Here is a 26,184-nt window from a genome sequence, read left to right as displayed (position 1 = left end):
ATCAGCCGCCCATTGAGCGAGTTGAGGAGCCGGTCGCACTACGCTGCATGGTGGTTTGTTTGGCAACAGACTCACCAAAGCCGCCACGGGTAATGGTGCTGGTGGTGGCTGGTTTCGGCGCCATTGCGGTTTTCGGTACGGTCATCGTACGGCCTGGCGTTGCAGCACCGTAACCCTTGCCGGTGGCATCGGTGTATTTACCGTAGGCCGGGCTGTTCGGGTTTTTGGAGCTAAACAGCGGCTGCTGCTGGTAGCCCGCACCGCCGCTCATCAAACGGCCCATCATATAACCCGCCATCAGCGGCATCCAGAAGCTGCCGCTGGACTGTGCCTGCGCCTGGTTTTCCGGTGCCATACCCGCCTGAGCAGGTGCCTGCTGGCACTGGCCTTCACCGAATTCGGCTACACAGTCTTCGCGAGAGGCATATTTCGGCGCGGTACGTTCCGCTTCTTTGAGGGCGTTGTTATAGGCCGTCGTACACTCAGCGGCTTTACCGGTTGCGTTCGCGCAGTCGTCGGCGTTTTGATACAGCGAAACCGTTTCGTCGTTTTGCTCACAGCCTGCCAGCATAAAGACGGCGGTGACCGCCAGCGCGACAGGTGTCAGGTGGCGTGCGTTCCAGCTTTTGCGGAACGACGCGTGGTTCATCGTTTTTGTCCGTTTCATATTTGTCTTCCAGGACCCAGTGGTAATAACGCTCAGGATAGAGGATGAGTGGTTGAAAATGAAGCGAAGAGGGGCGAAATGCGGGGGATCTTTACGTTGGCTTACGTTCAGGTGTGATTTTGCGCCGGGTGGCGCTGTGCTTACCCGGCCTACGGTTAAGTAGGCCCGATAAGCTCAGCGCCATCGGGCAAGGCTTAATGACGGAACGGATTCGTACCGCTGCTGGCAGGTGCGGTGCTACGCGCTGCCGCTGGCTGCGCAAGCGGGGCGCTGCTGTTAGGGGTGAAATTATCAACGGCGGCATCCTGCTGTGGATTTTCCGGCGCGACGCTGTCAGGCGACGTAGGGACCGGTTTGCCTAGCGTGCTGTTCAGCATTTGCAGATCCTGCTCGTTCAGCGTCCCCAGCGCCTGCTTGATGTTCAGCTGGTTAATCAGATACTGATAACGTGCGCTGGAGAGCTGCTGTTTCGCGTTATACAGCGTGGTCGTTGCGTCTAACACGTCCACGATGGTACGCGTACCTACGGAGTAACCCGCTTCGTTCGCATCCAGTGAGCTCTGGGCAGAGACGACGGCCTGTTTATAGGCGTTGATGCTGCTGATAGAGGCATTTACGTTGTTGTAGGAAGAACGCACGGTCTGCACCACGTTGCGGTGTGCACTTTCCAGCTGCTCACTGGCGCCCACAAAGTTGTACTGCGCCTGTTTCACCTGAGAGTTAACCATCCCGCCCTGGTACAGCGGCAGAGAGAAGCTGAGACCCACTTTGTTCTGGCCAACGTTGCTGTCGTCATAGGCCTGAGAGGTCGTTTTAGACCCGCTGTAGCTGGTGTCCGATACGCCGGTAGAGGCGCTCAGGCTCAGAGTTGGCAGGTGACCATCCTGTGCAAGACGGATCTGCTCGCGCGCCAGATCCTGGCTCAGGCGTGCCTGCAACAAGGTCAGGTTGCGGTTTTCCGCTTCTTTCAGCAGGGCGTTAACCGCCTGCGGTTTGTCCGTTTTGAAACTGTCCACGTTCAGAGAGGCCAGCTCAGGATAGTAGTTACCGGTGACCTGACGCAGTGCTTCCAGGGCGTTGTCGAGGTTGTTACGTGCGGTCACTTCGTTAGCCAGTACGGTATCGTACTGTGAACGGGCGTTCTGCACGTCAGTAATGGCGACCAGGCCCACGTTAAAACGCTGGGTGGTTTGATCTAACTGACGGTAAACCGCCTGTTTCTGCGCTTCGGTGTAGGAGAGGGCGTCAATCGCGCTCAGAACCTGGAAATAGGCGGTCGCGGTATTCAGGATCAGCGTCTGCTGATCGGTTTGATAGGTGACATCCTGAATGCCGGCGCTCTTTTCCTGCAAGCTCAGTTCACGCCATTTGGACATGTCGAACAGGGTTTGTGTAAGCTGTAAAGAGGCGCTGGTGGCATTCGAATCGATGCCATTGTTATCGCGAAAACCGTTAGTGTAGGTATAATCTGCACCTAAGCCTAACTGCGGCAGCAGTGGACTACGTGCTTCGTTAATCTTTTCAAACGCAGCATCACGATCGGCCGCTGATTTACGTAAATCAGGGTTGCCCAGACGTGCCTGCTGGTAGACCTGTAACAGGTTTTCTGCCTGGCTCATTGCACTGAAGCCCGTCAGGCTCAGGCCGATAAGGATGGGGAGCAATTTCTTCATTTGCATTCCTTGTTGTGAAGCAGTATTAGCGCTGATCTAATTAAAAATAATTGCCGATTCTAACAGAATCATCCACACCAAAAGGTTGGCGTAACGTGCCATCTGGCGGTAATTTGCTCCAATCTACCATATAGCCATACAAACGGCAGCCAAACAGCCTTAAAATTCACAATTTCATCACCATTGCTACCAGGACTCGACCGATGCAAAAACCAGAAAACGTGCCTGTCACCTTCGCCAAAAACGATGTAGAAATTATTGCACGAGAAACGCTTTATAGCGGTTTTTTTTCAATGGAACTTTACCGTTTCAGGCATCGTCTGTTTAACGGTGAGATGAGCGGTGAAATCAAACGCGAAATTTTTGAGCGCGGGCATGCGGCTGTGTTGCTACCCTATGACCCAGTGCGTGATGAAGTGGTGCTGGTCGAACAGGTGCGTATTGCGGCTTATGATACCAGCGATACGCCGTGGTTGCTGGAGATGGTGGCCGGGATGATCGAAGAAGGTGAGTCGGTTGAAGACGTCGCTCGCCGCGAGGCGCTGGAAGAGGCGGGCCTGGCGATCGGCCGGACGAAACCGGTGTTGAGCTACCTGGCAAGCCCGGGTGGGACAACGGAACGTTCATCTATTATGGTGGGCGAAGTGGACGCCAGGACAGCGGAAGGGATCCACGGTCTGGCAGATGAAAACGAAGATATTCGGGTTCATGTGGTGAGTCGGGAGCAGGCTTACCAGTGGGTAGAAGAGGGGAAAATCGACAACGCAGCGTCTGTCATCGCCCTGCAATGGCTACAGCTGCATTATCAGACATTACGACACGAGTGGAAAAAATGAAGCGTTATACACCTGACTTCCCAGAAATGATGCGCCTGTGCGAAACCAATTTCGCCCAGCTGCGCCGCCTGCTGCCGCGAAACGACGCGCCCGGCGAAACGGTGAGCTATCAGGTGAGCAACGCGCAGTATCGGTTAACGATAACAGAATCAACGCGCTACACTACGCTGGTGGAGATTGAGCAAACGGCGCCGAGCATCAGCTACTGGAGCCTGCCGTCGATGACGGTACGTCTTTATCATGACGCGATGGTCGCTGAAGTGTGTTCAAGCCAGCAGATCTTTCGCTTTAAAGCGCGGTATGATTACCCGAATAAAAAGTTGCATCAACGCGACGAAAAGCATCAAATTAACCAGTTTTTAGCCGACTGGCTAAGATATTGTTTAGCACATGGAGCAATGGCGATTCCGGTTTGTTAGCGTCATAAACCTACCTAAGGACACCATTTGGAAAGCCTGTTGAACCTGACTGTTGCTGGTGGGGCGCCAGTCAGGATATTACAAATCACCGACACCCACCTTTTTGCCGAAAAGCATGAGACGCTTCTGGGCGTGAACACCTGGGAGAGTTATCAGGCGGTTCTTGACGCGATCCATGCTGAAAAGCGGCCATGCGATCTGATCGTCGCGACGGGCGATCTGGCGCAGGATCAATCCTCCGCAGCCTATCAGCATTTTGCTGAAGGGATTGCGAGCTTTAGCGTGCCTTGCGTCTGGCTACCGGGCAATCACGATTTTCAACCCGCTATGTACAGTTCGCTTCAGGATGCGGGGATTTCACCGGCAAAATGTGTCTTTGCGGGGGACCAGTGGCAAATTCTGCTCCTCGACAGTCAGGTGTTTGGCGTTCCGCACGGTGAGTTGAGCGACTATCAGCTTGACTGGCTGGAGACAAAACTGGCCGCCGAACCGAATCGCAATACGCTGCTGTTGCTGCATCATCACCCGCTGCCGGCGGGCTGTAGCTGGCTCGATCAGCACAGCTTACGCAACTCTGCGGCGCTGGACGGCGTACTGGCGAAATTTCCGCGCGTGAAAAATTTGCTGTGCGGGCACATTCACCAGGAACAGGATCTCGACTGGAATGGTCGCCGCCTGCTCGCGACGCCCTCTACCTGCGTGCAGTTTAAGCCGCACTGCGCCAACTTTACGCTGGATACCATCGCACCGGGCTGGCGCTGGCTGGAGCTGCATGCCGATGGCTCGCTGACCACCGAAGTTTGCCGTCTGACCGGGGCTCAATTCCGCCCGGATACCGCTTCGGAAGGCTATTGATGTCGACGCTTCTCTATCTGCATGGGTTTAACAGCTCACCACGATCGGCGAAAGCGACGCAGCTTCGCCAGTGGCTGAGCGCGAATCATCCCCACGTGGAGATGATTATTCCGCAGTTGCCCCCTTATCCGGCGGATGCGGCAGAGATGCTGGAATCGATCGTGCTTGAACACGGCGGCGAATCGTTTGGCGTTGTCGGGTCGTCGCTCGGCGGCTACTACGCCACCTGGCTGTCGCAGTGCTTTATGTTACCCGCTGTCGTCGTCAACCCGGCGGTCCGGCCATTTGAGCTGTTAAGGGACTTTCTTGGCGAAAACGAGAACCCCTACACCGGCCAACAATATGTGCTAGAGTCACGCCATATTTACGATCTCAAAGTTATGCAGGTCGACCCGCTTGAAGCGCCCGATCTTATCTGGCTGCTGCAACAGACGGGAGATGAAGTGCTGGATTACCGCCAGGCAGTGGCGTATTACGCATCCTGCCGCCAGACTGTAGAAGAGGGCGGTAACCATGCTTTCACGGGCTTTGAAGATCATTTCACCCAGATTGTCGATTTTCTTGGACTGCACAGCCACTGACAATCAATGCGAATTGCTAGCTTAAATCATGACGCAAACCTATAACGCTGATGCCATTGAGGTACTCACCGGGCTTGAGCCGGTTCGCCGCCGCCCGGGGATGTACACCGATACGACGCGCCCAAACCACCTGGGCCAGGAAGTAATTGATAACAGTGTGGACGAAGCGCTGGCAGGCCATGCCAGACGCGTGGACGTTATCCTGCACGCCGATCAGTCGCTGGAAGTTATCGACGACGGCCGCGGCATGCCGGTAGATATCCACCCGGAAGAGGGTGTTCCCGCCGTTGAGCTGATCCTCTGTCGTCTGCACGCGGGCGGTAAGTTCTCCAACAAAAACTACCAGTTCTCCGGCGGCTTGCACGGCGTGGGGATCTCCGTGGTTAACGCCCTGTCAAAGCGCGTGGAAGTGAACGTTCGTCGCGATGGCCAGGTGTATAACATCGCGTTTGAAAACGGCGAAAAAGTGCAGGATTTGCAGGTCGTCGGGACGTGCGGTAAACGCAACACCGGCACCAGCGTCCATTTCTGGCCTGACGAAAGCTTCTTCGACAGCCCACGCTTTTCCGTTTCTCGCCTGACGCACCTGCTGAAAGCCAAAGCGGTGCTGTGCCCGGGCGTGGAAATCACCTTTAAAGATCACGTAAACAACACCGAACAGAGCTGGCGCTACGAAAAGGGTCTGAACGACTACCTGTGCGAAGCGGTTAACGGCCTGCCGACCCTGCCGGAAAAACCGTTCGTCGGGAATTTCGAAGGTGACACCGAAGCGGTGGACTGGGCGCTGCTGTGGCTGCCGGAAGGCGGTGAGCTGCTGACGGAAAGCTACGTCAACCTGATCCCAACGCTGCTCGGCGGGACGCACGTCAACGGCCTGCGTCAGGGGCTGCTGGATGCGATGCGCGAGTTCTGCGAATACCGCAACATTCTGCCGCGCGGCGTGAAGCTTTCCGCAGAAGATATCTGGGACCGCTGCGCCTACGTGCTCTCCGTGAAGATGCAGGATCCGCAGTTTGCCGGTCAGACTAAAGAGCGCCTGTCGTCACGCCAGTGTGCGGCGTTCGTCTCCGGCGTGGTGAAAGATGCGTTTACCCTGTGGCTGAACCAGAACGTTCAGGCCGCAGAAATGCTGGCTGAAATGGCCATCTCCAGCGCCCAGCGTCGCCTGCGCGCGGCGAAGAAAGTGGTGCGTAAAAAGCTGACCAGCGGCCCCGCGCTGCCGGGCAAGCTGGCGGACTGTACCGCCCAGGATCTCAACCGCACCGAGCTGTTCCTGGTGGAAGGGGACTCGGCAGGCGGATCGGCCAAGCAGGCGCGCGATCGTGAATATCAGGCGATCATGCCGCTCAAGGGTAAGATCCTCAACACCTGGGAGGTCTCGTCTGATGAAGTGCTGGCCTCGCAGGAAGTACACGACATCTCCGTGGCGATCGGCATCGATCCGGACAGCGACGATCTGAGCCAGCTGCGCTACGGCAAGATCTGTATCCTCGCGGATGCGGACTCCGATGGTCTGCACATCGCCACGCTGCTCTGTGCGCTGTTCGTGAAGCACTTCCGCACGCTGGTGAAAAACGGTCACGTCCACGTGGCGCTGCCGCCGCTGTACCGTATCGACCTTGGCAAAGAAGTCTACTATGCGCTGACGGAAGAAGAGAAAGCGGGCGTGCTGGAGCAGCTCAAACGCAAGAAGGGCAAACCGAACGTTCAGCGCTTTAAAGGGCTGGGCGAGATGAACCCGATGCAGCTGCGTGAAACCACGCTGGATCCGAACACCCGCCGTCTGGTGCAGCTGACCATCAGCGATGAAGACGAACAACAAACCAACGCCGTGATGGATATGCTGCTGGCCAAGAAACGTTCTGAAGACCGACGTAACTGGCTCCAGGAGAAAGGCGATATGGCGGATATTGAGGCCTGATGTCCCCTCACCCTAACCCTCTCCCACAGGGAGGGGGTTAGGATCGTAGGCCCGGTAAGCGTTAGCGCCACCGGGCTTTTTTACGTCAAAACTCCATCTTCACCGTAAACTGCACTTCACGCGGGTCGCCAATCTGGTTGCCCAGGTTGTTGGTCGCAATCGACGACGTGTAGTAGGTCTTATCGAACAGATTCTTCACGTTCACCTGTAGCGTCACCGGATATTGCAGCTTCATTTTGTACGCCGCAAATGCATCCGCCACGAAATAGCCCGGCAGATAATAATCCGCACCGTTAGTCGCTGAGCGGCGGCTTACGCCGTGCCCGCCGCCGCCAATTGTCAGCGTATTCCCGGCAGACGCATTGTGAATATCGTACGTCAGGAACAGGGAGCCGGTATGGCGCGGTACGTTCGGCAGCGGTTTGCCCGCGTAGTCCGGGTCTTCCAGCACCTTCGCATCGGTATAGCCGTAGCTGGCGATAATGTTGGTGTTCTCGGTCAGCGATCCGGCGAGATCCACTTCGACACCCTGCGAGCGCACGCGGCCCGCGGTTTTGGCGACGGTTTCATCACCGACGCTCTCGGTGTACAGCACGTTGCGCTTGTGGATATCAAACAGCGCGATGTTGGCGGTAATGCCGTCGAACAGGTCGAACTTAGCGCCTATTTCATACGCGTTCGACGTTTCCGGCGGCAGGTCGCCGATGTAGCTCGCAATGGACGACTGCGGCATAAACGTCTGGGAATAGTTGGCAAACAGGGAGACTGCCGGCGTGAGCTTGTATACCAGGCCCAGCTTCGGCGTCCACTGGTCGTCGCGGCTGTCGGTGTTGACGTTAAACGGACGGCCTTTGCCCGCGTACTGGGTGTAATACTGGTAGCGCAGTCCGGCAACGGCGATCCATTTATCGGTCAGGTACAGCGCGTCCTGCGCGTAGGCGGAGTAGCTCTCCTGCTTGATGGTTTGATCGCTGTCGGCTGCCGAGACGGTGGTGCACTTGCCGAGGCTGCCGTAGCTCGGGTTGTAAATATTGAAATCCTTAACGTTCTTACAACGGATCATGTCCGTGCGCAGCAGATCGTAATTTTCATACGACACGCCGGTCAGTATCTCATTGTAAAAGCCCGCGATGTCCACGTTCCCCTGCAAATCTGCCCGCGTTGTGTGCATACGTTGGGTCGAACCCTGGGTCGCATCCACGCGGCGGGTCAGGTTGCCGGTTTTTGAATCGTAGGCCATCACGCGAGCCTGGTTATCGCTGTACTTATCCTGGCTGTAGCTGTAGTCGAACTTCGCGGTCCACTGGCTGTTGAGCCGATACTCCGCGTTAAGCTGAGCGAGGTCGGACTGACCGTCGGTCACGTTAAATGGCTCATCAAAGCGGGTTTTGCGATCGACGTCGACGGCCTTTTTGGTGTTGAGATCGAAGATCGTTCCGCGATCGAACGGCGTTTTATAGTCGCGATGCGAATAGAGCACGGTCACGGTGGCATCATCGCCGAACCAGGTCAAAGACGGGGCGATAAAGGTGCTGCGTTCGGTGCCGAAATTACGCCAGTAATCCTCGTCCTGATACTCCCCCGTCAGGCGATAGGCCAGACGCGTACCTTCAATTGGACCGGTGACGTCAAACTGTCCGCTACCGCCGCCAAAGCTGGTTGATGTGGCAGAAATCGAGCCGCCGAAGGTTTTCTCCGGGCGTTTGGTCACCACGTTAATCAGGCCGCCGGGGTCGAGAATACCGTAAAGGGTCGAGGCCGGGCCTTTTAGCACCTCCACGCGCTCGGTTGCGGCATTGAAGCTGCGCGGCAGCACGGTGCGCAGGCCGTTGGTCATGATCGAGCCATCGCGGTTTGCGCCGAAGCCACGGCGCACGAAGGCATCCTGCGTGCCGCCCAGGGTGTTGGTCTGCACCACGTTGCTGACGTTATACAGCGCCTCGTCTAGCGTGGTCGCGTTTTGGTCTTCCAGCACTTTATCGCTGACGGTATTGACCACCTGCGGGATGTCCAGCATCGGCATGTTGGTCAGCGTGGCGGTGGAGGTGTTCAGGGGCTGATAGCCGCTGGTGGCGTCGGTGGAAGCGTAAGGATCGGCAGTGACGGTAAGCGTCTCACCGTCTTTTGCTGCTGCGTGCACCAGAGGCGCCATGAACAGGAGTGAAAAGAGCGCGCGCCCTTTTACCCCGGCGAATGAAGGTGTGAACTTAGCCATTACATCTGTTTTCCCAAAATATCCTGCGATGAAATGCTCGCGGAAGAATGTGTGAGTCATTGCCCTTACGCTCTGTCCGTTAGCCTCTACGGCATCGGACTTGTAATTGAGAATCATTCAAGCATGAGGGCATGTAGTAGTAAATGGAATAAATAAAAATTTCGCTACAGAGGTTTCTCTCTGGCTAAAACGCTTCGGTTTCTTGTTTAAGGTATTGAAAATAATTAATAAAAAAGAATTTTAATTTGTGCGGTGACGCTCAATTATCCCTGGGATTTACAGGATGTATCTTCGCTTGACTACTACATGGAGCGGCGGCAAACTCACAAAAGAGAATGAGTTTTATTTTTATTTGTTGGTTTTTTTTCTTACGTTGGCGTTCACGTGGCTCACTACATCAAAAAGCCGGGACTGGTTCTTGAGAACCTCTCCGCGGGTTACCAGAAAAAAATCATCGTTGATGATATCTCCCTTGCGATCCCCCAGCAGAAAATGACTGTTCTGGTGGGCGCAAACGGCTGCGGAAAATCGACGCTGTTAAGTACCCTCGCACGGCTGCTTCAGCCGCTCGGCGGCAGCGCGGTGCTGGACGGCAAAGCCATCCACTCGCAACCAACCAAAGCGGTCGCCCGCCAGCTCGGGATCCTGCCGCAGTCTCCGCTGCTTCCAGAAGGGTTAACCGTATTTGAGCTGGTCTCGCGCGGACGTTTCCCCTGGCAGAACGTGATGCGCCAGTGGAGCGAGGAAGACGAGCGGGCCGTGGAAGAGGCGTTACGCCTGACCGGAACGGCAGAGTTTGCCCATCATCTGGTTGAAAGCCTGTCCGGCGGCCAGCGCCAGCGCTGCTGGATCGCTATGGTGCTGGCGCAGCAAACGCCCTATATCCTGCTGGATGAACCCACGACGTACCTCGATCTTCGCTACCAGGTGGAGATCCTCGAACTGCTGCACACGCTGACGCGCCGGCACGGGCGCACCGTGGTGGTGGTTCTGCACGATCTCAACTTCGCCGTGAATTACGGTGATTCGCTGGTCTTTTTACGTCAGGGAAAGGTTGAGGGGGTACTGCATGAGGGTGACGCCTGCACGCCGGAGCTGATCAAAGCGGTGTTTGACGTCGACGTGCATATGTCGGTTAACCCGCTGACCGGCAAGCCGTTCTTTATGCCGTTCCGTCAGGCTGACGACAAACCATGATGCGCACATCTGTGGCCTTTATTCTCTTTACGCTGCTGCTTCTGGCAGGCGCGATTGCGCATCTGAGCATCGGGGCGCGCGTTATCGCCCCCCGGACGGTAGTAGACGCATTTTTCCACTTCGACCCGCGCAATTTTGAGCATAGCGTGATCGTCAGGCTGCGCTTGATGCGGCTGTGCGCCGCCCTGGTGGCGGGCGCGGCGCTCGGCGTCGCGGGCGTGCTGCTGCAATCAGTGATCCGCAACCCGCTCGGCGAGCCGCATATCCTGGGGCTGAATGCAGGGGCGGCGCTGGCGGTGGTGCTGACGAGTGCCCTCGGGCTGTCGCTGCCGTTTGGCCGCCCTCTGATAGCCGCAGCTGGCGCCGCCGCGCTCTTTTTGCTGGTGCTAACGTTCTCCTCATCCGGGCGTACCGGTCTCACGCCGATGAAGGTCACGCTGTGCGGCGTGGCGATGTCGGCATTTGCCTCATCGATAACCGCCACGGTGTTGATTCTGGATGAACAGACGCTGCTGGCCATGCGGACCTGGCTTGCGGGGGATGTGGCGGGAGTCATCGGCGAGACGATCGCTAGCGCCGCGGGGGCCGCTGCCGTGGGTTTTGCGCTGGCGCTCTGGCTGTCGCCGTCGCTGAACATGCTGGCGCTGGGCGAGAGAATGGCGCAGGGGCTTGGCGTGTCGCTGCTGAAAACGCGCCTGCTCGCGCTGCTGGCCATCGCCCTGCTGTGCGGCGCGGCGGTTTCAGTTGCCGGACCGATCGGGTTTATCGGACTCGTGGTGCCGCAGCTGATTCGCCGTCTGGTATCGGTGGACCTGCGCGTGATGGTGCCGCTTTCAGCCCTCTGCGGGGCGCTGGTTCTGCTGATGGCGGATATCGCCGCCCGTACGCTGTTTACGCCGTATGAGCTGGCAACCGGCGTGATGACTGCGCTGGTCGGCGCGCCGGTCTTTATCCTTATGGCGTCAAGGATGTTCAAATGAACCGGGCTGGATTGAGGGCAGTACGATTTTTCTCCTTCTCGGCGCTGGTTCGCCTGAGAGCGCTGCTGTATCTGGCCGTATTATCGCTTGCCGCTCTCCTGCTGCTAAGTTTTGGCCTGACGCACGGTTCGCTGCCCATTCCTGCTTCCGCCATCGGACGTGCGCTGTTTTATCCTGAACGTCTGACGGCGGATGCGCATTACATTGTGATGGATATCCGCCTGCCGCGCCTGCTGATGGCGGTGCTGTGCGGCGCGATGCTCGGCATGGCGGGGGCGGCCATGCAGTCCATTACCCGCAACGGCCTTGCTGACCCCGGTCTTATCGGCGTGAAAGAGGGCTGTAGCGCGGCGATGCTGCTGCTGATTTTTCAGTTTCCGGGATTGGGGCCGTACTGGCGTCCACTTATCGGCATGGCCGGTGGGCTGCTGACCGCGCTGCTGGTAGTGGCGCTGGCGCGTGATATCTCGCGCCCGCGATTCATCCTGATCGGCATCGGCGTGTCATGGGCGTTTGCCGCCGCGATGGGGGTCTTTATGACGACCGCCGACGTGCGCGACGTCCAGACGGCGATGCTGTGGCTGGCGGGGAGCCTGCATGCAGCAAGCTGGACGCTGGTCAGCATCGCTGCTGCCTGGACAGTGCCAGCGTTTGCGCTGCTGCTCTTTACCGCACGCGCCGCAGACGTAGCCTTGCTCGGCAACCACACTGCGACGGGGCTGGGCGTGCGGACTTCACGCCTCGCTCTGCTGCGCGTGTTTGCCCCCGTGGTGCTCACCGCGGCCTGCGTCTCCTGCGTGGGGAGTATCGGCTTTGTCGGGCTGATTGCCCCGCACATGGCGCGCCTGCTGCTGCGCGGAGGGCAAACGGCACTGCTGACGGGAAGTGCCGTACTGGGCGCGCTGCTGGTGCTGCTGGCGGATAACGTCGGGCGGCTGGCATTTCTCCCGTTGCAGCTGCCGGCGGGAATTGTCATTTCACTGATTGGCGGACCGTTTTTCCTGCTGCTGCTCTGGCAGCGTCGGGATCGATTTTAGGGGATAAAAATGCGCGTATTTTTTGCAATGCTGGTGCTGGTGGGTTTTGCTGTAGGAGCCGCAGAGCCAACGCAGACGTTTACTGACGACCTGAACCGCAACGTGGTGGTGCCGGTTAACCCGAAGCGGATTGTGTCCCTGCACGACCTGGATATCACCATTCCGCTGATCGAGCTTGGCGTACCGCCGGTTGCCAGCCATGGCCGCACCCGACCGGACGGCAGCCATTTTCTGCGTTCCAGCGGTATGCTGACGGGCATCGATTTTGATAATTCCGACATCACATTCATCGGCACCGCGGATATCGATATTGAAGCCATCGCCGCGGCGAAGCCGGATCTTATCATCACCGAGCCGACCCGCAACACGCCGGTCGAACAGCTGGAAAAAATTGCCCCGACGGTGAGTATCGATCACCTCGACGGCGGTGCGCCGGAGATCTACCGCAAGCTGGCGCAGCTTACCGGGACAGAGGCGCGGCTGAAGATTCTGGAGCGTCGCTATCAGGAGCAGATCGAGGCGCTAAAGGCGACCATCGATACGAGCAAACTGACCGTCTCGGTGATTCAGGCCAATCAGGGCAAAATCAACGCCATGCACAGCTACCACTCGCTTGGGCGCGTGCTGCGCGACGCAGGGTTCAGGTTCCCGCCGCTGATTGAGAGCATCCCGGAGGGCGGGCGCATCGACGTCAGCGCCGAGCGCCTGCCGGAGCTGGATGCTGATTTTGTCTTTGCCACCTGGCGCGGGGACACCGGCGGAAAACCGCAGGACGAGCTGGCGGCGATGGATGCGGTGATGCCGGGCTGGTGTCAGTTTCTCAACGCCTGCCGAACCGGGCATTACGTGCTCATCTCCCGCGAGGAAGCGATCTCAAATTCATTTGCCTCGCTGGGGCTGATGGCCGCGCAGGTGCAGTCGCAGATAGCGGGCCGTCCGCTGCCGGAGGCCGCACGATGATCCGAAAAATTGATGTCTACGGCGACCGCCTCCGCTCGCGGGCGCACCAGCTGACGCCGCGTCTGCTGCAGGTGGCGAGCTATATCAATGAAAACCGTGAAGCGGTTATGGAGCAGACGGCAATGGAGATTGCCGCTGTGCTACACACCTCGGACGCCACCGTGGTGCGTGCCATTCAGGCGCTTGGGTTTGGCGGGCTGCGGGATCTCAAGCAGACCCTGGAGCAGTGGTTTGGCCCGGTGGTCACCTCCAGCGAGAAGATGTCCACCACGGTAAACACGCTTACCAGCGACGTCGACGCGAGCATCGATTTTGTGCTGGAAGGCCATCAGCACACCTGCGCGGTGTTGTCCGAACCGGGCAACCGCTACGCGATGGCGCAGGCCGTGTCGCTGCTGGCGCAGGCGAGACAGGTCGCTATTTTTGGCATTGGCGCATCCGGCATTCTGGCCGAGTACACCTCGCGACTGTTTAGCCGTATAGGCCTGCCTGCGATCCCGCTCAACCGCACCGGTATTGGCCTCGCCGAACAGCTGATTGCCCTACAGCGCGGTGACGTGCTGGTAATGATGGCGCAAAAATCCGCGCACCGGGAGGGGCAGACCACGCTGCGCGAAGCGAAGCGCCTGGGTATTCCCACCATTTTGCTGACCAACGCCACGGACTCGCGCTTTAGCAAAGAGGCAAGCGTAGTGATCCACGTCCCGCGCGGCGGCGAGAAGGGCAAAATCCCGCTGCACGGCACGGTGCTGCTGTGCCTGGAGATGATTATTCTGTCCGTCGCCTCCACCGAGCCGCAGCGCACCATCAAGTCGATGAAGCGCATCAACGAGTTACACCGCGGATTAAAGCCGGGGAAGAAGAGCGGATGATCTTCCCCCTCTCTCCGTGGGAGAGGGTTGGGGTGAGGGCGTCAAACCGCACGATGGTTCTTCCTGTACTGCAACGGCGTCTCGCCAATCCCCTTTTTAAACGCGCTGATAAACCACGTCACGTCGGAAAATCCCGCCTGTGCGGCAATGTCACGCACGCTCGAATCCGTGTTGAGTAAACACTCGCACGCCTTACGCAACCTTAGCGTGTTCAGGTAGTCGTGAATTTTTTCGCCCGTTTCCGCATGGAATCTTCGCGATACGTAACTGCGTGATTTACCCAGCTCTTCGGCCAGCGCATCCAGACGAAATTTCTCCTGATAATGCTCGTCGAGCCAGAACATTACCTGGCTGGCGATCCCCTGGCTGTTGCCCGGCTCACCGTCGCGATCGTCGGGGAGCATCGCGAACAGACCGATCAGCAGGCTGGCGATGCTCTCGCCGTTCATCGGCGGTTTATAGCAGCTAAACAGATGGTGGATATGGTGGTGACAGTGGGCTAAATCGGCGACCCACGCTTCGCCGCCACGGCGTGACAGCCGCTCCAGGCGCTGCCGGGTCTGGGGAAAATCCCGCAGGATCTTCAGCACCGCGTGCTGGTCGAGATGAATAATGGTGCGGCGGTAAATTGCCTCCGCCTGTTCGTCCACCATGACCTTGTGCAGCGTAAAAGGCGGGAAGAAAAACAGTCGTCCGGGGCGCATGGTGTAGTGACGATTATCGACAATCGCCACGCCAAAGCCCTCTTCCACATAGAGGATCTCCAGACACTGATGCCAGTGATGGTAGCGCACCGTATTGGCAAACAGGCGGCTGAACGAGGCCACGGTATCGTTCAGGGCGATCAGTTCCAGAAGGTCGGATGTCGGCGTGTCGCGCATAGTGCAATAAAACTCAACTTTTTCCCGTCTGATCGTCTTTATAAACCACCTTTTTAAATTTTCTCAACTGGAGGTTTATTCATCGTTCATGCCTGTGACATGGCTAACATTTCTGCCCCTTGCGGATTCACTATGCTTTGCCGCAGTTGATTACGAGGGCGAACCGATGTGGGCGGCAAACAAAGAAAAATCAAATCCGTTGTCTTCACGCCAGGAGGTAGTGGCGTCGTTGAATGCACTTTTACAGGCGCTGGACACGCAATTTCCGGCGAACCGTTCACGATTCCCGCTGGGCGACACCTGCGCCCATTACACAGCGGATATTGCGCAGATGGAGGGACTTTCTCGCGCGCTCTGGGGGCTGTTTCCGCTGATGGCATCTGGCGAAAGCACGCCGTTCAGCGAGAAGTACCTTACTGCCATTAAGCTTGGTACCGACCCGCAAAGCAGCGGCTACTGGGGTGAAACCGGCCCGTACGATCAACGTCTGGTGGAGATGGCGGCCTACGGTCTGGGGCTCGCTCTGCTGGGGGATAAACTCACCGCGCACTTTACCGGGCGCGAGGTGATGAACCTGCACGCGTGGCTCAACCAAATCACCGACGCGCAGATGCCGGACAGCAACTGGAACTATTTTGCCATTATGGTCCAGCTCGGCTTTAAGCGCGCCGGCCTGCCGTACGATCGGGCCGCCATTGACCACCGCTTTGCGCTGATGGACGCCTACTACCTCGGCGACGGCTGGTATTCCGACGGTCCCGGCCGCCCGAAAGATTACTACATCTCCATGACTTTCCATTTCTACGGCCTGATTTACGCCACCCTGAGTGACGACGAGGCGAGGGCGAAGGTGCTGCGCGAGCGCTCGCGTCTGTTCGCGGAAGACTTTATCTACTGGTCCGCCGCCGATGGCGCCTCGGTGCCGTTTGGCCGCAGCCTGACCTACCGCTTTGCCATGGTTGCCTTCTGGAGCGCGGTGGCCTTTTCTCAACTGGACGTCTTCACCCCGGGGATCGTGAAGGGCATTGTGCTGCGGCATCTGCGCTGGTGGCAGCAGCAGTCGATTGTCGATCGCGACGGTATTCTTACCCTGGGGTTTGCGTATCCGAACCTGGCGATGTGCGAGGATTACAACTCCCCCGGTTCACCGTACTGGGCGCTGAAAACCTATCTGATCCTGGCGTTGCCGGAAGCACACCCGTTCTGGCAGGCGGAAGAACAACCGCTGCCCGCGCTTGCTGAAAAACATGTGATTCCGCATGCGCAGCAGATCCTGATGCATTCGAAAGATTCGCAGCACGTCGTCATGCTCACCGCCGGTCAGCTGGAGCTGAACAACTACGTCAACACCGAAGCGAAATACACCAAATTTGCCTACTCCAGCCGCTTCGGATTCACCCTTGAGCGCGGGCGTTTTGGCCTGAAGCATGCCGCCTGCGATTCCATGCTGCTGCTGGCGGACGGAGATGACTATTTCCGCGGTCGTCGCGAGTGCGACGAGGTTCGGGTGGATGAAAATTACATTTTCTCGCGCTGGTCGCCGTGGCGCGACGTGCAGATTGCGACTTGGCAGATCCCGTTCGGGGAGTGGCACCTGCGCCTGCACCGTATCAACAGCGCGCGCACTCTGCAAACCGTCGAGGGCGGCTTTGCGGTGATGAAAACCGCCCACCAGGTGCGCGAACGCGGTTGTTATCTGTTGGCTGAAAACGGCAGCAGCGTCATTGTCGATCTTTCGCCGATCATTCAGCGCCAGCCAGACAGCATCGTCACGCCGCCGAACAGCAGCATTATGTTTGCGGAGTGCGCCTCCATTCCGCTGTTGAAAGCTGACCTCCCGCAAGGGGAAAGCTGGCTCTGTTGCGCCGTTCTGGCTGGCGGAAAACAGCCCGCTGCGGCGACGCCGCAGCTGAATATAACCCATAACCAGGTCGTGATTAGCGAACCCGGAAGCGAACGTAAGCTGTCGTTCACATTATAAAAATCTGGCCCTACACCCCGGCGAGGATGATATGAAAAGCACATCGACAACCAACAGAACTGAATATTACAAAATCAGCAGCTTTATCTTTCTCTATTTCTTTACCTGGTCTGCCAGTATTGGTCTGCTGGCAATCTGGCTCGGTCAGAAAGCCAACCTGAGCGGATCGGTGATTGGAACCGTCTTTGCGGTGAACGGGATATTCTCCGTTATTCTCAAGCCGATCTACGGCTATATTCTCGATAAGATCGGCATGAGCAAATATCTGCTCTATTTTGTGGTGATCATGTCGGCCCTGATGGCGCCATTCTTTATTTATGTTTACCAGCCGCTGTTAATGTCTAATACCCTGCTGGGGATTATTATCGGCGCGCTCTATTTAAGCTTTGCCTGGTACGCGGGCGTGGCGGCGTGTGAATCTTATTCCGACCGCTTTAGCCGTTTGAATGGCATGGAGTTCGGGCAGATCCGTATGTGGGGATCGCTCGGCTGGGCGGTGGCGTCATCTTTCTCCGGCCTGCTGTTCAACCTCTCACCGGCGTATAACTTTATTCTCGGCAGCGTGGCGTCGGTGGTGATGCTGATTGTCCTTCTGAGCCTGAAAGTGAACACTAACTCCGCTCACGCAGGCGAGGTGCTGACGAAAGAGAAAATTGCCCCGTCCGACGTTTACGCCCTGCTGCGTAACCGCAAATTCTGGGCCTTCTGCCTGTACGTGGCGGGCGTGGCATGGATGATGTTTATCGCCGAGCAGCAATTCTCGCGCTATTTCGTCACCTTCTTCGATGATATTCATGAGGGCAACGCCGTATTCGGCTATCTCGGGACCGTACAGTCGGGCATGGAATTTGTCATGTATATGGTGGTCCCGTTGTTGGTGAACTTTATTGGCGCCAAACGCGGGCTGTTAATTGTCGGGCTGGTGGTTGGGGCGCGTCTGATTATTTCCGGCATGTGTGATTCACACCTGTTAATTTCAGTGCTTAAGCCGCTGTACGGTCTGGAAATTTGTCTCCTGCTGGTGTCGGTATTTAAATATATCGCCGAGCATTTCGACAAGCGCGTCAATGCCACCATGTATTTACTCGGCTATCAGGCGATGCTCTACGTTGGCAACGTGGTGGTCTCTTCCCCTGCCGGCTATATGTATGACCGTATTGGCTTTGAGCACACCTATATCATCATGGGCGCAACGGCGCTGACCTTTACCCTTATTTCTGCTTTTACGTTATCCGCCTGTCAGAGCAAATGGCGCGGGGCTCGTGCGCTGAACGTAGTAGAAACGTCAACTCGATAAATTACGCCGTCAAAGAAGGAACCGAAATATGTTAAGTCGTATCAAAGAAGAACGTCTGCCTGTTATCGCTGCGCCCGTTGACTCCCGCGCATTCAGCGATGAACTGAATTCGGCGCGCAGCCACGTTCTCGACCTGATTAGCCGTCATTTAACGGAGTTCGGCGACAAATTCCCGGCGGAAACCTGCCAGAACGGTTTTTATCCGCTGACTGACAACGTGGAGTGGACCACCAGCTTCTGGACCGGGCAGCTGTGGCTGGCATGGGAGATGAGCGGCGAGGAAAAATTCCGCGCGATGGCGGAAAAACACGTGCGCTCGTTTGGCCTGCGCATCGCCGGGCGCAACGACACCAACACCCACGATTTAGGCTTCCTCTACACGCTCTCCTGCGTAGCCGCGTGGCGGCTGACCGGAAACCGCGAGGCGCGCGGCTTCTCGCTACTGGCGGCGGAAGCCCTGCTGGAACGCTTCCACGAGAAGGCGAAAATCATCCAGGCGTGGGGCGATCTCTCCGATCCGGAGCAGGCCGGGCGGATGATCATCGACTGCAACATGAACCTGCCGCTGCTCTACTGGGCAACGGAGCAGACGGGCGATCCGCGCTTTGCCGACGCCGCAAAAGCGCACGTCATGCAGGCCGCGACGTACCTCATTCGTGACGATGCCTCCACCTTCCACACCTACTATATGGATGTGGCAACCGGCGCACCGCGCTACGGCAACACCCAGCAGGGCTACGCCGACGACTCCTGCTGGTCGCGCGGGCAGGCTTGGGGCATTTACGGTTTCCTGCTGAGCTATATCTATACCGGCGACGAAACGATGATCGCCCTGTCAAAGCGGCTGGCGAACTACTTCCTCAATCGCCTGCCGGAAGACTACGTCTGCCACTGGGATCTGGCGCTGGTGGGCACCGACGCACTGCGTGACTCTTCCTCGGCGGCAATTGCGGTGTGTGGACTGCTGGAGCTGGTGAAACATCTGCCGGTCACAGATCCGGATCGCGAACGTTACCTCGAATGGGCGAAAGGGATTATGTCTTCGCTGACAAAGCACTATCTGATGGGCAAAGAAGAGAAGGGCAACGGGCTGCTTAAGCACTCGGTGTATCACCTGGCGAGCAATAAAGGCGTGGATGAGTGCGCGAGCTGGGGCGATTACTTCTACGTGGAGGCACTGGTGCGTTTTACGCAGAGCTGGAAACTGTACTGGTAAAAACAGTCGGGGGGTAACCCCCGACTTATCGATCACGCTTTCGGAATACGCAGCGTCTGGCCGGGATAGATTTTATCCGGGCTGGAGAGCATTGGGCGGTTAGCCTCAAAAATCTTGTTGTACTGGTTGGCGTCGCCGTACACGGTTTTAGAGATTGCGCTCAGGGTATCGCCGGATTTCACCGTATAGTAGGTGGCTTCATCTTTGGCATCTGTCGCGGTGATATTGTTCTCCACTTCGCTGACGCCCGCGATGTTGCCGACGGCGACCTGGATTTTTTCTTTCTGCTCCTGCGTCAGCCCGTCGCCCGTCACGCTGGCCTTGCCGTCAGTGACGTTAACCTGAACCTTATCTGAACCGGGAATGTTGAGTTTCTTGAGGTGCTCGGTGATTTTGTCGCTCTGGCCTTTATGATCGGTCAGGTTATCCCACAGCTTTTCGCCTGCTTCTTTTACGAAGTTAAAAAGTCCCATTCCATCCTCCTGTTAAACATGAAGTCAGAATAAGCATAGCAGTTGAGTGTTAAGGTGATAAAAAAAGCCCGGTGGCGTTAACGCTTACCGGGCCCGGGAGGGAAGTTGTAGGCCGGGTAAACGCAGTGCCACCCGGCAAATTTCACAGAACTTAAACCCCTTGCTCCAGAATACGGATGTGGGTTTCCAGAACGTCCCCTTTCACCGCGTCGCTCCACGCTTTCATATGCGCGGTCTGCAAATGGGCTTCAAGGTGCGCGACGGTTTCCCACTGCTCAACCATGATGATGGAGTCTGGCGCGGTCGCCTGGAAGCTTGCGCTGGTGGCGGCGTCCACCATCGGCGCGTAGCCGTGGCAGCCTTCTTCTTTCAGTACGGTCGGGATAATCTTCGCGAACTCATCCAGTACCGCCTGGCGGTGATGTTGGCCAGGACGCGTACGGATTTCAGCAATAACGGTAAGCATAATTAACTCCTTCTAATTCCAGGCTACCAGTTAAGCAAAAATTTCCGCGAGATGCTTGCGATATTCTGCGATATAGCGCGGGACGTCCGGCATTTTAATCACGTCGTTGACGATAAAGGTCGGCAGCGGCTCCATACCCAGGAACTGATTCGCCTTGTGGAACGGCAGATACGCGCCGTCTACGCCCACGCCTTCGAAGAACTGATCTTGCTCAGTGAACGCTTCTAGCGGGGCATTCCAGGTCAGGGAGAGCATGTATTTCTTGCCCTGAATCAGGCCGCCGGAACCGTATTTTTTAGACGCGTCTGAGCGGGTGCGGCCGTCGCTGGCATACAGCGAACCGTGACCTTCAGTAAACACATCGTCCATGTATTTTTTCACGGTCCACGGTGCGCCCATCCACCAGCCCGGCATCTGCCAGATAACCACGTTGGCCCACAGGAAGTTCTGCACTTCGGCCTTCACGTCGTAATCGCTGTCCGCGCGCACGACCTTAACATCATGTCCGGCGTCGCGCAGGAAACCATCCGCGACCTCGGTCAGGGTGTCATTGAGCTGGCCTTTAGAGTGCGCAAATTCTTTCGCGCCGTTGATAATCAGAATGTTGCTCATTATTTGTCCTCGATGCTGAGAGTATGCCGGGTATTCTACGCGCGAGGACGGAGCGGAAAAATAAGCAGAATGTGCAAAGTCTTTTGCGCTCAGCGCAATAATGGCTACCAGCTGACGGTCACCTCAAAGCCCCCTTCCGGCGCATTGCCCAGCGAGACGCTCATCCCATGTAACGTCGCGATACGCTTGACGATAGACAACCCCAGACCGCTGCCGGTGGCGTCCTGGCCCGGTGGACGATAAAAGCGCTCGCCGAGACGCGCCAGCGCATCGGATGAAATGCCCGGGCCGTTGTCGCGCACGGTAAAGCTTTGGGTATTCAGCGTCACGTCCACCACGCTGCCGCGCGGGCTGTAACGAACGGCGTTGTCCAGCAGGTTACGCGCCAGAAGGCTCAGCAGTAGCGGCTGTCCGTGACGCATCACCTCGGGCGCGTTGACGTTGAGCCGAATATCAATGCCCGCCTGCTGCGCCGGATGCCAGATATCCAGCACCGCGGATTGCAGCAAATCGGCCATCATCACGGGTTCGACGTCATCAAGATTATCCAGTGAATCCAGGCGCGACAGGGTGAGAAGCTGGTCCACCAGCCGGGAGGCGCGGTCGATACCCGCATGCAGCTGCCCCAGCGCTTTAGACTGCGCCCCGGGATCGTCAAGGGAAAGCCGCGCCACGTCGGTTTGCACCTTCAGCGCGGCCAGCGGACTGCGCAACTCATGGGCGGCATCCGAGGTGAAGCGGCGCTCGCGGGCCATCATCTCCTGCGTACGGGCGAAAAGATGGTTAAGCGCATCAAGCAGCGGGCGAACCTCCGTCGGCACGCCGTGGGTGGGCAGCGTATCGGTCGCATCCGGCGAGCGCGAGCGCAGGGTCCGCGCCAGATTTTTCAGCGGTTTCAGTTCCCGGCTCAGCAGAACAATCAGCAACAAAAGCATGACGGGCAGCGCCACCAGCCACGGCGTCAGCTGCGAGCTGACCACGTCCAGCGCCATATCCTGTCGGTACTCCCACTCCTGGCCAACCACCACGCGGTATTTCCCGTCCGGAGAAGTCAGCCACAGGAAACGCCATTCGTCGTTGTCATCCTGCAACCGACCGTCATCAAACCCGTCCCGGCGGTAGTGGTACGGAATATCGCGCCCGTTTTCACCGTCGTTGAGGATCATGCTGCCGTCGGCGCTGAAGATGGCGAAGGCCAGCGCGTCATCGTCCAGATGCCCGTGTTTGGCTTTTTTGGGCACCTCGCGCATGCGTTCCGGGGCGCGAAGTTCGTCCACGTCCATCGTCAGCAGCCGTTTGGCAAACAGCATCTGCTGGGTATCGAACAGCTTATCGAGCTTGTCGGTCGTCTGGTGCCAGGCCACCACGCTTGCGGCAAACCAGGCTGCCAGGGACAGCAGCAAAAAGAGGAGCGTCAGGCGCAGTTTCAGGCTCAGGCGTTGGGTCAGTTTCATGCGTCACCCAGGGTATAACCGATGCCGTGCACGGTGCGGATAAATTCGCTGCCGAGCTTGCGGCGTAAATGATGAACGTGGACTTCGACGGCGTTGCTGGAGACGTCATCATCCCAGTTGTAGAGCTTCTCTTCGATGGCCTTGCGCGGCAGCACGCGGCCCGCGTTGCGCATCAGCAGCTCCAGCAGGGCGAACTCTTTGGGTTTGAGCACCAGCGTTTCGCCCTCCAGCGTGGCGACAAGGCTTGCCGGATCGAGCGTGACCTTGCCGTGACGCAGCTCGCTGCGCGCCTGACCGTGGCTGCGGCGCACCAGCGCTTCAAGGCGGGCCACCACTTCAATCAGCGCGAACGGCTTACACAGGTAATCATCCGCCCCCAGGCGTAACCCTTCGACGCGCTGATTCAGCGCATCCCGCGCGGTCAGGATCAGCACCGGTTCGCTCTTACCGCTTTCGCGCCAGGCGCGCAGGATCTCAAGCCCGTCGATTTCTGGCAGCGTCAGGTCCAGCACCACGGCATCATACGGCGCGGTGTACAGGGCCGCCTGCCCGGTTTTACCGTCGGTAAACCAGTCCACGTTAAAGCCCATTTTGCTTAAGCCCGCTTTGATGCCGTCGCCGATGAGCTTGTCGTCTTCTACCAGTAAAATGCGCATATTTCCTCCTTGATGCCGTCAGTAAACCTTCTGCAAGCGCCTGCTGTACAGTAAAAATAAATAAATTTTCCCCTTAAGAAGTTGTTAAGGTTTACCCTGTTTAATGGATTGTGAAACGAGATTAAAGGGAGAGATAAAGATGAAAAAATTCGCTGCAATTGCTGCCATCATGATGATGACCACGGCCCCTGTCTTTGCTGCACAGGGTGGCTTCTCTGGCCCATCTGCGACACAGAACCAGACGCAAACCCAGCAGGGTGGCTTTGTCGATAACAACGCCAACCTCACCACCGCGGCTAAAGTGAAAGACCTGAAGGACGATGCCTGGGTGAAGCTGCGCGGGAACATTACCGAGCGCCTGTCCGATGACCGCTACACCTTCCGCGATGAAACCGGCACGGTGGTGGTGGAGATCGACCACAAGCGCTGGAACGGCGTGACCGTCAGCCCGCAGGATAAAGTCGAAGTCCAGGGTAAAATCGATAAAGACTGGAACGAGTTTGAAATCGACGTGAAGCAGGTTATCAAGCTGAACAAATAACCCGGAAAGGGCCGCTTATGCGGCCCTTTTTCTTTGTGACTCAACTCGCCAGATGAGGTAGTATCTGCGGCAATATTGCCTGAAACCCATCGGTTTCTGAGTTGAGGAATCACACGTAATGAGCGATATGGCAGAGCGCCTCGCGCTACATGAATTCACGGAAAACGCCTACCTGAACTACTCCATGTACGTCATCATGGACAGGGCGTTGCCGTTTATCGGGGATGGCCTGAAGCCCGTTCAGCGCCGCATCGTCTATGCGATGTCCGAACTGGGGCTGAATGCTACCGCCAAGTTTAAGAAATCCGCCCGTACCGTCGGCGACGTGCTGGGTAAATACCATCCGCACGGCGACAGCGCCTGCTATGAAGCGATGGTGCTGATGGCCCAGCCGTTCTCTTATCGCTATCCGCTGGTGGATGGCCAGGGGAACTGGGGGGCACCGGACGATCCGAAATCCTTCGCGGCAATGCGTTATACCGAATCCCGCCTGTCTAAATATGCCGAAGTGCTGTTGGGCGAGCTGGGGCAGGGGACGGTCGACTGGGTGCCAAACTTCGACGGTACGATGCAGGAGCCGAAGATGCTGCCTGCGCGTCTGCCGAACATCCTGCTGAACGGCACGACCGGTATCGCCGTGGGCATGGCGACGGACATTCCGCCGCACAACCTGCGTGAAGTGGCAAAAGCCGCCATCACCCTGATTGAGCAGCCGAAAACCTCGCTGGACGATCTGCTGGATATTGTGCAGGGGCCGGACTATCCGACCGAAGCCGAGATCATCACCTCGCGCGCGGAAATCCGCAAAATCTACCAGAACGGCCGTGGCTCCGTGCGCATGCGCGCGGTGTGGACCAAAGAAGACGGGGCCGTGGTGATCACCGCGCTGCCGCACCAGGTGTCCGGTGCGAAGGTGCTGGAGCAGATCGCCTCCCAGATGCGCAATAAAAAGCTGCCGATGGTGGACGACCTGCGCGACGAATCGGACCACGAAAACCCGACCCGTCTGGTGATCGTGCCGCGCTCTAACCGCGTGGACATGGAGCAGGTGATGAACCACCTGTTCGCCACTACCGATCTGGAAAAAAGCTACCGCATCAACCTGAACATGATTGGTCTGGACGGTCGTCCGGCGGTGAAAAACCTGCTGGAGATCCTCACCGAATGGCTGGCCTTCCGCCGCGATACGGTGCGCCGTCGTCTGAACCATCGTCTGGAAAAAGTGCTTAAGCGCCTGCATATCCTCGAAGGTTTGCTGGTGGCGTTCCTCAACATTGACGAAGTGATCGAGATCATTCGTACCGAGGACGAACCTAAGCCTGCCCTGATGTCGCGCTTTGGCATCAGCGAAACCCAGGCCGAAGCGATCCTCGAACTGAAATTGCGCCATCTCGCCAGACTGGAAGAGATGAAGATCCGCGGCGAGCAGAACGAGCTGGAAAAAGAGCGCGATCAGCTTCAGGCGATTCTGGCGTCCGAGCGCAAGATGAACACCCTGCTGAAGAAAGAGTTGCAGGCCGATGCCGACGCCTTTGGCGACGACCGTCGTTCTCCGCTGCACGAGCGCGAAGAGGCGAAGGCGATGAACGAGCACGACATGCTGCCGTCCGAGCCGGTGACCATCGTGCTTTCCCAGAGTGGCTGGGTACGTAGCGCCAAAGGCCACGATATCGACGCGCCGGGTCTGAGCTACAAATCCGGTGACAGCTTCAAGGCGGCGGTGAAGGGCAAGAGTAACCAGCCGGTGGCGTTCATCGACTCCACGGGCCGCAGCTACGCCATCGACCCGATCACGCTGCCGTCTGCGCGCGGCCAGGGCGAACCGCTAACCGGCAAGCTGACGCTGCCGCCGGGCGCCACGGTGGACCATATGCTGATGGAGGCCGACGATCAAAAACTGCTGATGGCGTCTGATGCGGGCTACGGCTTTATCTGTACCTTCAACGATCTGGTGTCGCGTAACCGTGCTGGTAAGGCGCTGATTAGCCTGCCGGATAACGCACACGTCATGCCGCCGCTGATCATCGAGAACGAAAGCGACATGCTGCTGGCGATCACCGCTGCCGGACGCATGCTGATGTTCCCGGTCAGCGATCTGCCGGAGCTGTCGAAAGGGAAGGGCAACAAGATCATCAGTATCCCGTCAGCGGAAGCGGCAAAAGGCGTCGATGGCCTCGCGCATCTCTTCCTGCTGCCGCCGCAGAGCACCCTGACCATTCATGTCGGCAAGCGTAAAATCAAACTGCGTCCGGAAGAGTTGCAGAAGGTGGTGGGTGAGCGTGGACGTCGCGGCTCACTGATGCGCGGCCTCCAGCGAATTGACCGCGTGGAGATCGACTCGCCGGCGCGCAGCAAAGCGGACGACAGCGAAGAGTAACCTGTTTCATCCCCCCT

24 protein-coding genes are annotated in these 26,184 nt (G+C 57.7%); 15 read left to right on the top strand and 9 right to left on the bottom strand.

Features of this window, described 5'->3' with window-relative positions:
- Window position 1: 1 nt before the first annotated feature.
- Both ACOTY5_RS12020 and tolC read right to left on the bottom strand, forming a co-directional pair.
- Complete coding sequence (locus ACOTY5_RS12020; protein WP_045141812.1) at window positions 2-667, bottom strand: DUF1190 family protein; 666 nt, start codon at window positions 665-667, stop codon at window positions 2-4.
- A 194-nt stretch (window positions 668-861) separates the two neighbouring features.
- Entirely contained in the window at window positions 862-2,340 is a 1,479-nt protein-coding gene (gene tolC / locus ACOTY5_RS12015) for an outer membrane channel protein TolC (RefSeq protein WP_017384041.1), read from the bottom strand.
- Between the two features lie 203 nt (window positions 2,341-2,543).
- Here tolC and nudF point away from each other — a divergent pair, with 203 nt between their 5' ends.
- From nudF to parE, 5 genes are read left to right on the top strand one after another with little or no spacing between them, the layout of a single operon-like run.
- Window positions 2,544-3,176 carry an ADP-ribose diphosphatase gene (gene nudF / locus ACOTY5_RS12010; RefSeq protein WP_045141813.1) on the top strand — a complete coding sequence of 211 codons (633 nt, stop codon included), beginning with the start codon at window positions 2,544-2,546 and terminating at the stop codon, window positions 3,174-3,176.
- Complete coding sequence (locus ACOTY5_RS12005; protein WP_003862516.1) at window positions 3,173-3,595, top strand: DUF1249 family protein; 423 nt, start codon at window positions 3,173-3,175, stop codon at window positions 3,593-3,595. Before nudF ends, ACOTY5_RS12005 begins: the two co-directional genes overlap by 4 nt.
- 27 nt (window positions 3,596-3,622) lie before the next feature.
- Entirely contained in the window at window positions 3,623-4,450 is an 828-nt protein-coding gene (cpdA, locus tag ACOTY5_RS12000; RefSeq protein WP_017384043.1) for a 3',5'-cyclic-AMP phosphodiesterase, read from the top strand.
- A complete protein-coding gene (yqiA, locus tag ACOTY5_RS11995) occupies window positions 4,450-5,031 on the top strand; it encodes an esterase YqiA (RefSeq protein WP_015571888.1) in 582 nt (193 codons plus the stop codon). Before cpdA ends, yqiA begins: the two co-directional genes overlap by 1 nt.
- A 28-nt stretch (window positions 5,032-5,059) precedes the next feature.
- Window positions 5,060-6,952, top strand: coding sequence for a DNA topoisomerase IV subunit B (parE, locus tag ACOTY5_RS11990; protein WP_017384044.1), 1,893 nt, complete (start codon window positions 5,060-5,062; stop codon window positions 6,950-6,952).
- A gap of 85 nt (window positions 6,953-7,037) precedes the next feature.
- On the opposite strand, the gene ACOTY5_RS11985 is transcribed toward parE, so the two are convergent.
- Entirely contained in the window at window positions 7,038-9,167 is a 2,130-nt protein-coding gene (locus ACOTY5_RS11985; RefSeq protein ID WP_421631923.1) for a TonB-dependent siderophore receptor, read from the bottom strand.
- Window positions 9,168-9,551: 384 nt separating this feature from the next.
- On the opposite strand from ACOTY5_RS11985, the gene ACOTY5_RS11980 reads away from it, so the two are divergent.
- From ACOTY5_RS11980 to ACOTY5_RS11960, 5 genes are read left to right on the top strand one after another with little or no spacing between them, the layout of a single operon-like run.
- Window positions 9,552-10,364, top strand: coding sequence for an ABC transporter ATP-binding protein (locus ACOTY5_RS11980; protein ID WP_017384046.1), 813 nt, complete (start codon window positions 9,552-9,554; stop codon window positions 10,362-10,364).
- Window positions 10,361-11,344: a FecCD family ABC transporter permease gene (locus ACOTY5_RS11975; RefSeq protein WP_023295453.1), complete on the top strand. Its 984-nt coding sequence runs from the start codon at window positions 10,361-10,363 to the stop codon at window positions 11,342-11,344. The genes ACOTY5_RS11980 and ACOTY5_RS11975 overlap by 4 nt, the downstream gene beginning before the upstream one ends.
- Window positions 11,341-12,381 carry a FecCD family ABC transporter permease gene (locus ACOTY5_RS11970; protein WP_045141814.1) on the top strand — a complete coding sequence of 347 codons (1,041 nt, stop codon included), beginning with the start codon at window positions 11,341-11,343 and terminating at the stop codon, window positions 12,379-12,381. The genes ACOTY5_RS11975 and ACOTY5_RS11970 overlap by 4 nt, the downstream gene beginning before the upstream one ends.
- Before the next feature lie 9 nt (window positions 12,382-12,390).
- Window positions 12,391-13,341: an iron-siderophore ABC transporter substrate-binding protein gene (locus ACOTY5_RS11965; RefSeq protein WP_015571884.1), complete on the top strand. Its 951-nt coding sequence runs from the start codon at window positions 12,391-12,393 to the stop codon at window positions 13,339-13,341.
- Window positions 13,338-14,213 carry a MurR/RpiR family transcriptional regulator gene (locus ACOTY5_RS11960; RefSeq protein WP_015571883.1) on the top strand — a complete coding sequence of 292 codons (876 nt, stop codon included), beginning with the start codon at window positions 13,338-13,340 and terminating at the stop codon, window positions 14,211-14,213. The genes ACOTY5_RS11965 and ACOTY5_RS11960 overlap by 4 nt, the downstream gene beginning before the upstream one ends.
- A 41-nt stretch (window positions 14,214-14,254) precedes the next feature.
- On the opposite strand, the gene ACOTY5_RS11955 is transcribed toward ACOTY5_RS11960, so the two are convergent.
- Window positions 14,255-15,094 carry an AraC family transcriptional regulator gene (locus ACOTY5_RS11955; protein ID WP_045141815.1) on the bottom strand — a complete coding sequence of 280 codons (840 nt, stop codon included), beginning with the start codon at window positions 15,092-15,094 and terminating at the stop codon, window positions 14,255-14,257.
- A gap of 166 nt (window positions 15,095-15,260) precedes the next feature.
- Here ACOTY5_RS11955 and ACOTY5_RS11950 point away from each other — a divergent pair, with 166 nt between their 5' ends.
- From ACOTY5_RS11950 to ACOTY5_RS11940, 3 genes are read left to right on the top strand one after another with little or no spacing between them, the layout of a single operon-like run.
- Entirely contained in the window at window positions 15,261-17,075 is a 1,815-nt protein-coding gene (locus tag ACOTY5_RS11950) for a DUF2264 domain-containing protein (protein WP_421631922.1), read from the top strand.
- Window positions 17,076-17,106: 31 nt separating this feature from the next.
- Complete coding sequence (locus ACOTY5_RS11945; RefSeq protein WP_045141817.1) at window positions 17,107-18,372, top strand: oligosaccharide MFS transporter; 1,266 nt, start codon at window positions 17,107-17,109, stop codon at window positions 18,370-18,372.
- Window positions 18,373-18,400: 28 nt separating this feature from the next.
- Window positions 18,401-19,588: a glycoside hydrolase family 88 protein gene (locus ACOTY5_RS11940; protein ID WP_032103344.1), complete on the top strand. Its 1,188-nt coding sequence runs from the start codon at window positions 18,401-18,403 to the stop codon at window positions 19,586-19,588.
- A gap of 32 nt (window positions 19,589-19,620) precedes the next feature.
- Here ACOTY5_RS11940 and lysM read toward each other — a convergent pair whose 3' ends face one another.
- The 5 genes from lysM to qseB form a co-directional block, all read right to left on the bottom strand.
- Window positions 19,621-20,061 (bottom strand): peptidoglycan-binding protein LysM, encoded by a 441-nt coding sequence (gene lysM / locus ACOTY5_RS11935; protein WP_003862507.1) that lies wholly within the window; start codon window positions 20,059-20,061, stop codon window positions 19,621-19,623.
- A gap of 151 nt (window positions 20,062-20,212) precedes the next feature.
- Window positions 20,213-20,527, bottom strand: coding sequence for a putative quinol monooxygenase (locus tag ACOTY5_RS11930; protein ID WP_003862506.1), 315 nt, complete (start codon window positions 20,525-20,527; stop codon window positions 20,213-20,215).
- Between the two features lie 30 nt (window positions 20,528-20,557).
- Window positions 20,558-21,139: an NAD(P)H-dependent oxidoreductase gene (locus ACOTY5_RS11925; protein WP_045141818.1), complete on the bottom strand. Its 582-nt coding sequence runs from the start codon at window positions 21,137-21,139 to the stop codon at window positions 20,558-20,560.
- Between the two features lie 104 nt (window positions 21,140-21,243).
- Window positions 21,244-22,593: a quorum sensing histidine kinase QseC gene (gene qseC / locus ACOTY5_RS11920; protein ID WP_045141819.1), complete on the bottom strand. Its 1,350-nt coding sequence runs from the start codon at window positions 22,591-22,593 to the stop codon at window positions 21,244-21,246.
- The gene (gene qseB, locus ACOTY5_RS11915) at window positions 22,590-23,249 is read right to left on the bottom strand and encodes a quorum sensing response regulator transcription factor QseB (RefSeq protein ID WP_045141820.1); all 660 of its coding nucleotides are present in this window, start codon (window positions 23,247-23,249) and stop codon (window positions 22,590-22,592) included. Before qseB ends, qseC begins: the two co-directional genes overlap by 4 nt.
- Before the next feature lie 139 nt (window positions 23,250-23,388).
- Between qseB and ACOTY5_RS11910 the strand changes: the two genes are divergently transcribed.
- Window positions 23,389-23,790 (top strand): YgiW/YdeI family stress tolerance OB fold protein, encoded by a 402-nt coding sequence (locus tag ACOTY5_RS11910; RefSeq protein WP_045141821.1) that lies wholly within the window; start codon window positions 23,389-23,391, stop codon window positions 23,788-23,790.
- A 118-nt stretch (window positions 23,791-23,908) separates the two neighbouring features.
- Window positions 23,909-26,167 carry a DNA topoisomerase IV subunit A gene (gene parC / locus ACOTY5_RS11905; protein ID WP_015571873.1) on the top strand — a complete coding sequence of 753 codons (2,259 nt, stop codon included), beginning with the start codon at window positions 23,909-23,911 and terminating at the stop codon, window positions 26,165-26,167.
- The last annotated feature ends 17 nt before the right edge of the window (window positions 26,168-26,184 follow it).

This window comes from Enterobacter cloacae complex sp. SHL018 (assembly GCF_049237905.1).
In the GTDB taxonomy this organism is placed as follows: Bacteria; Pseudomonadota; Gammaproteobacteria; order Enterobacterales; family Enterobacteriaceae; genus Enterobacter; species Enterobacter hormaechei_C.
The sequence above is the reverse complement of the archived record's forward strand: the minus strand, read 5'-3'. Positions and strand labels throughout refer to the sequence as shown.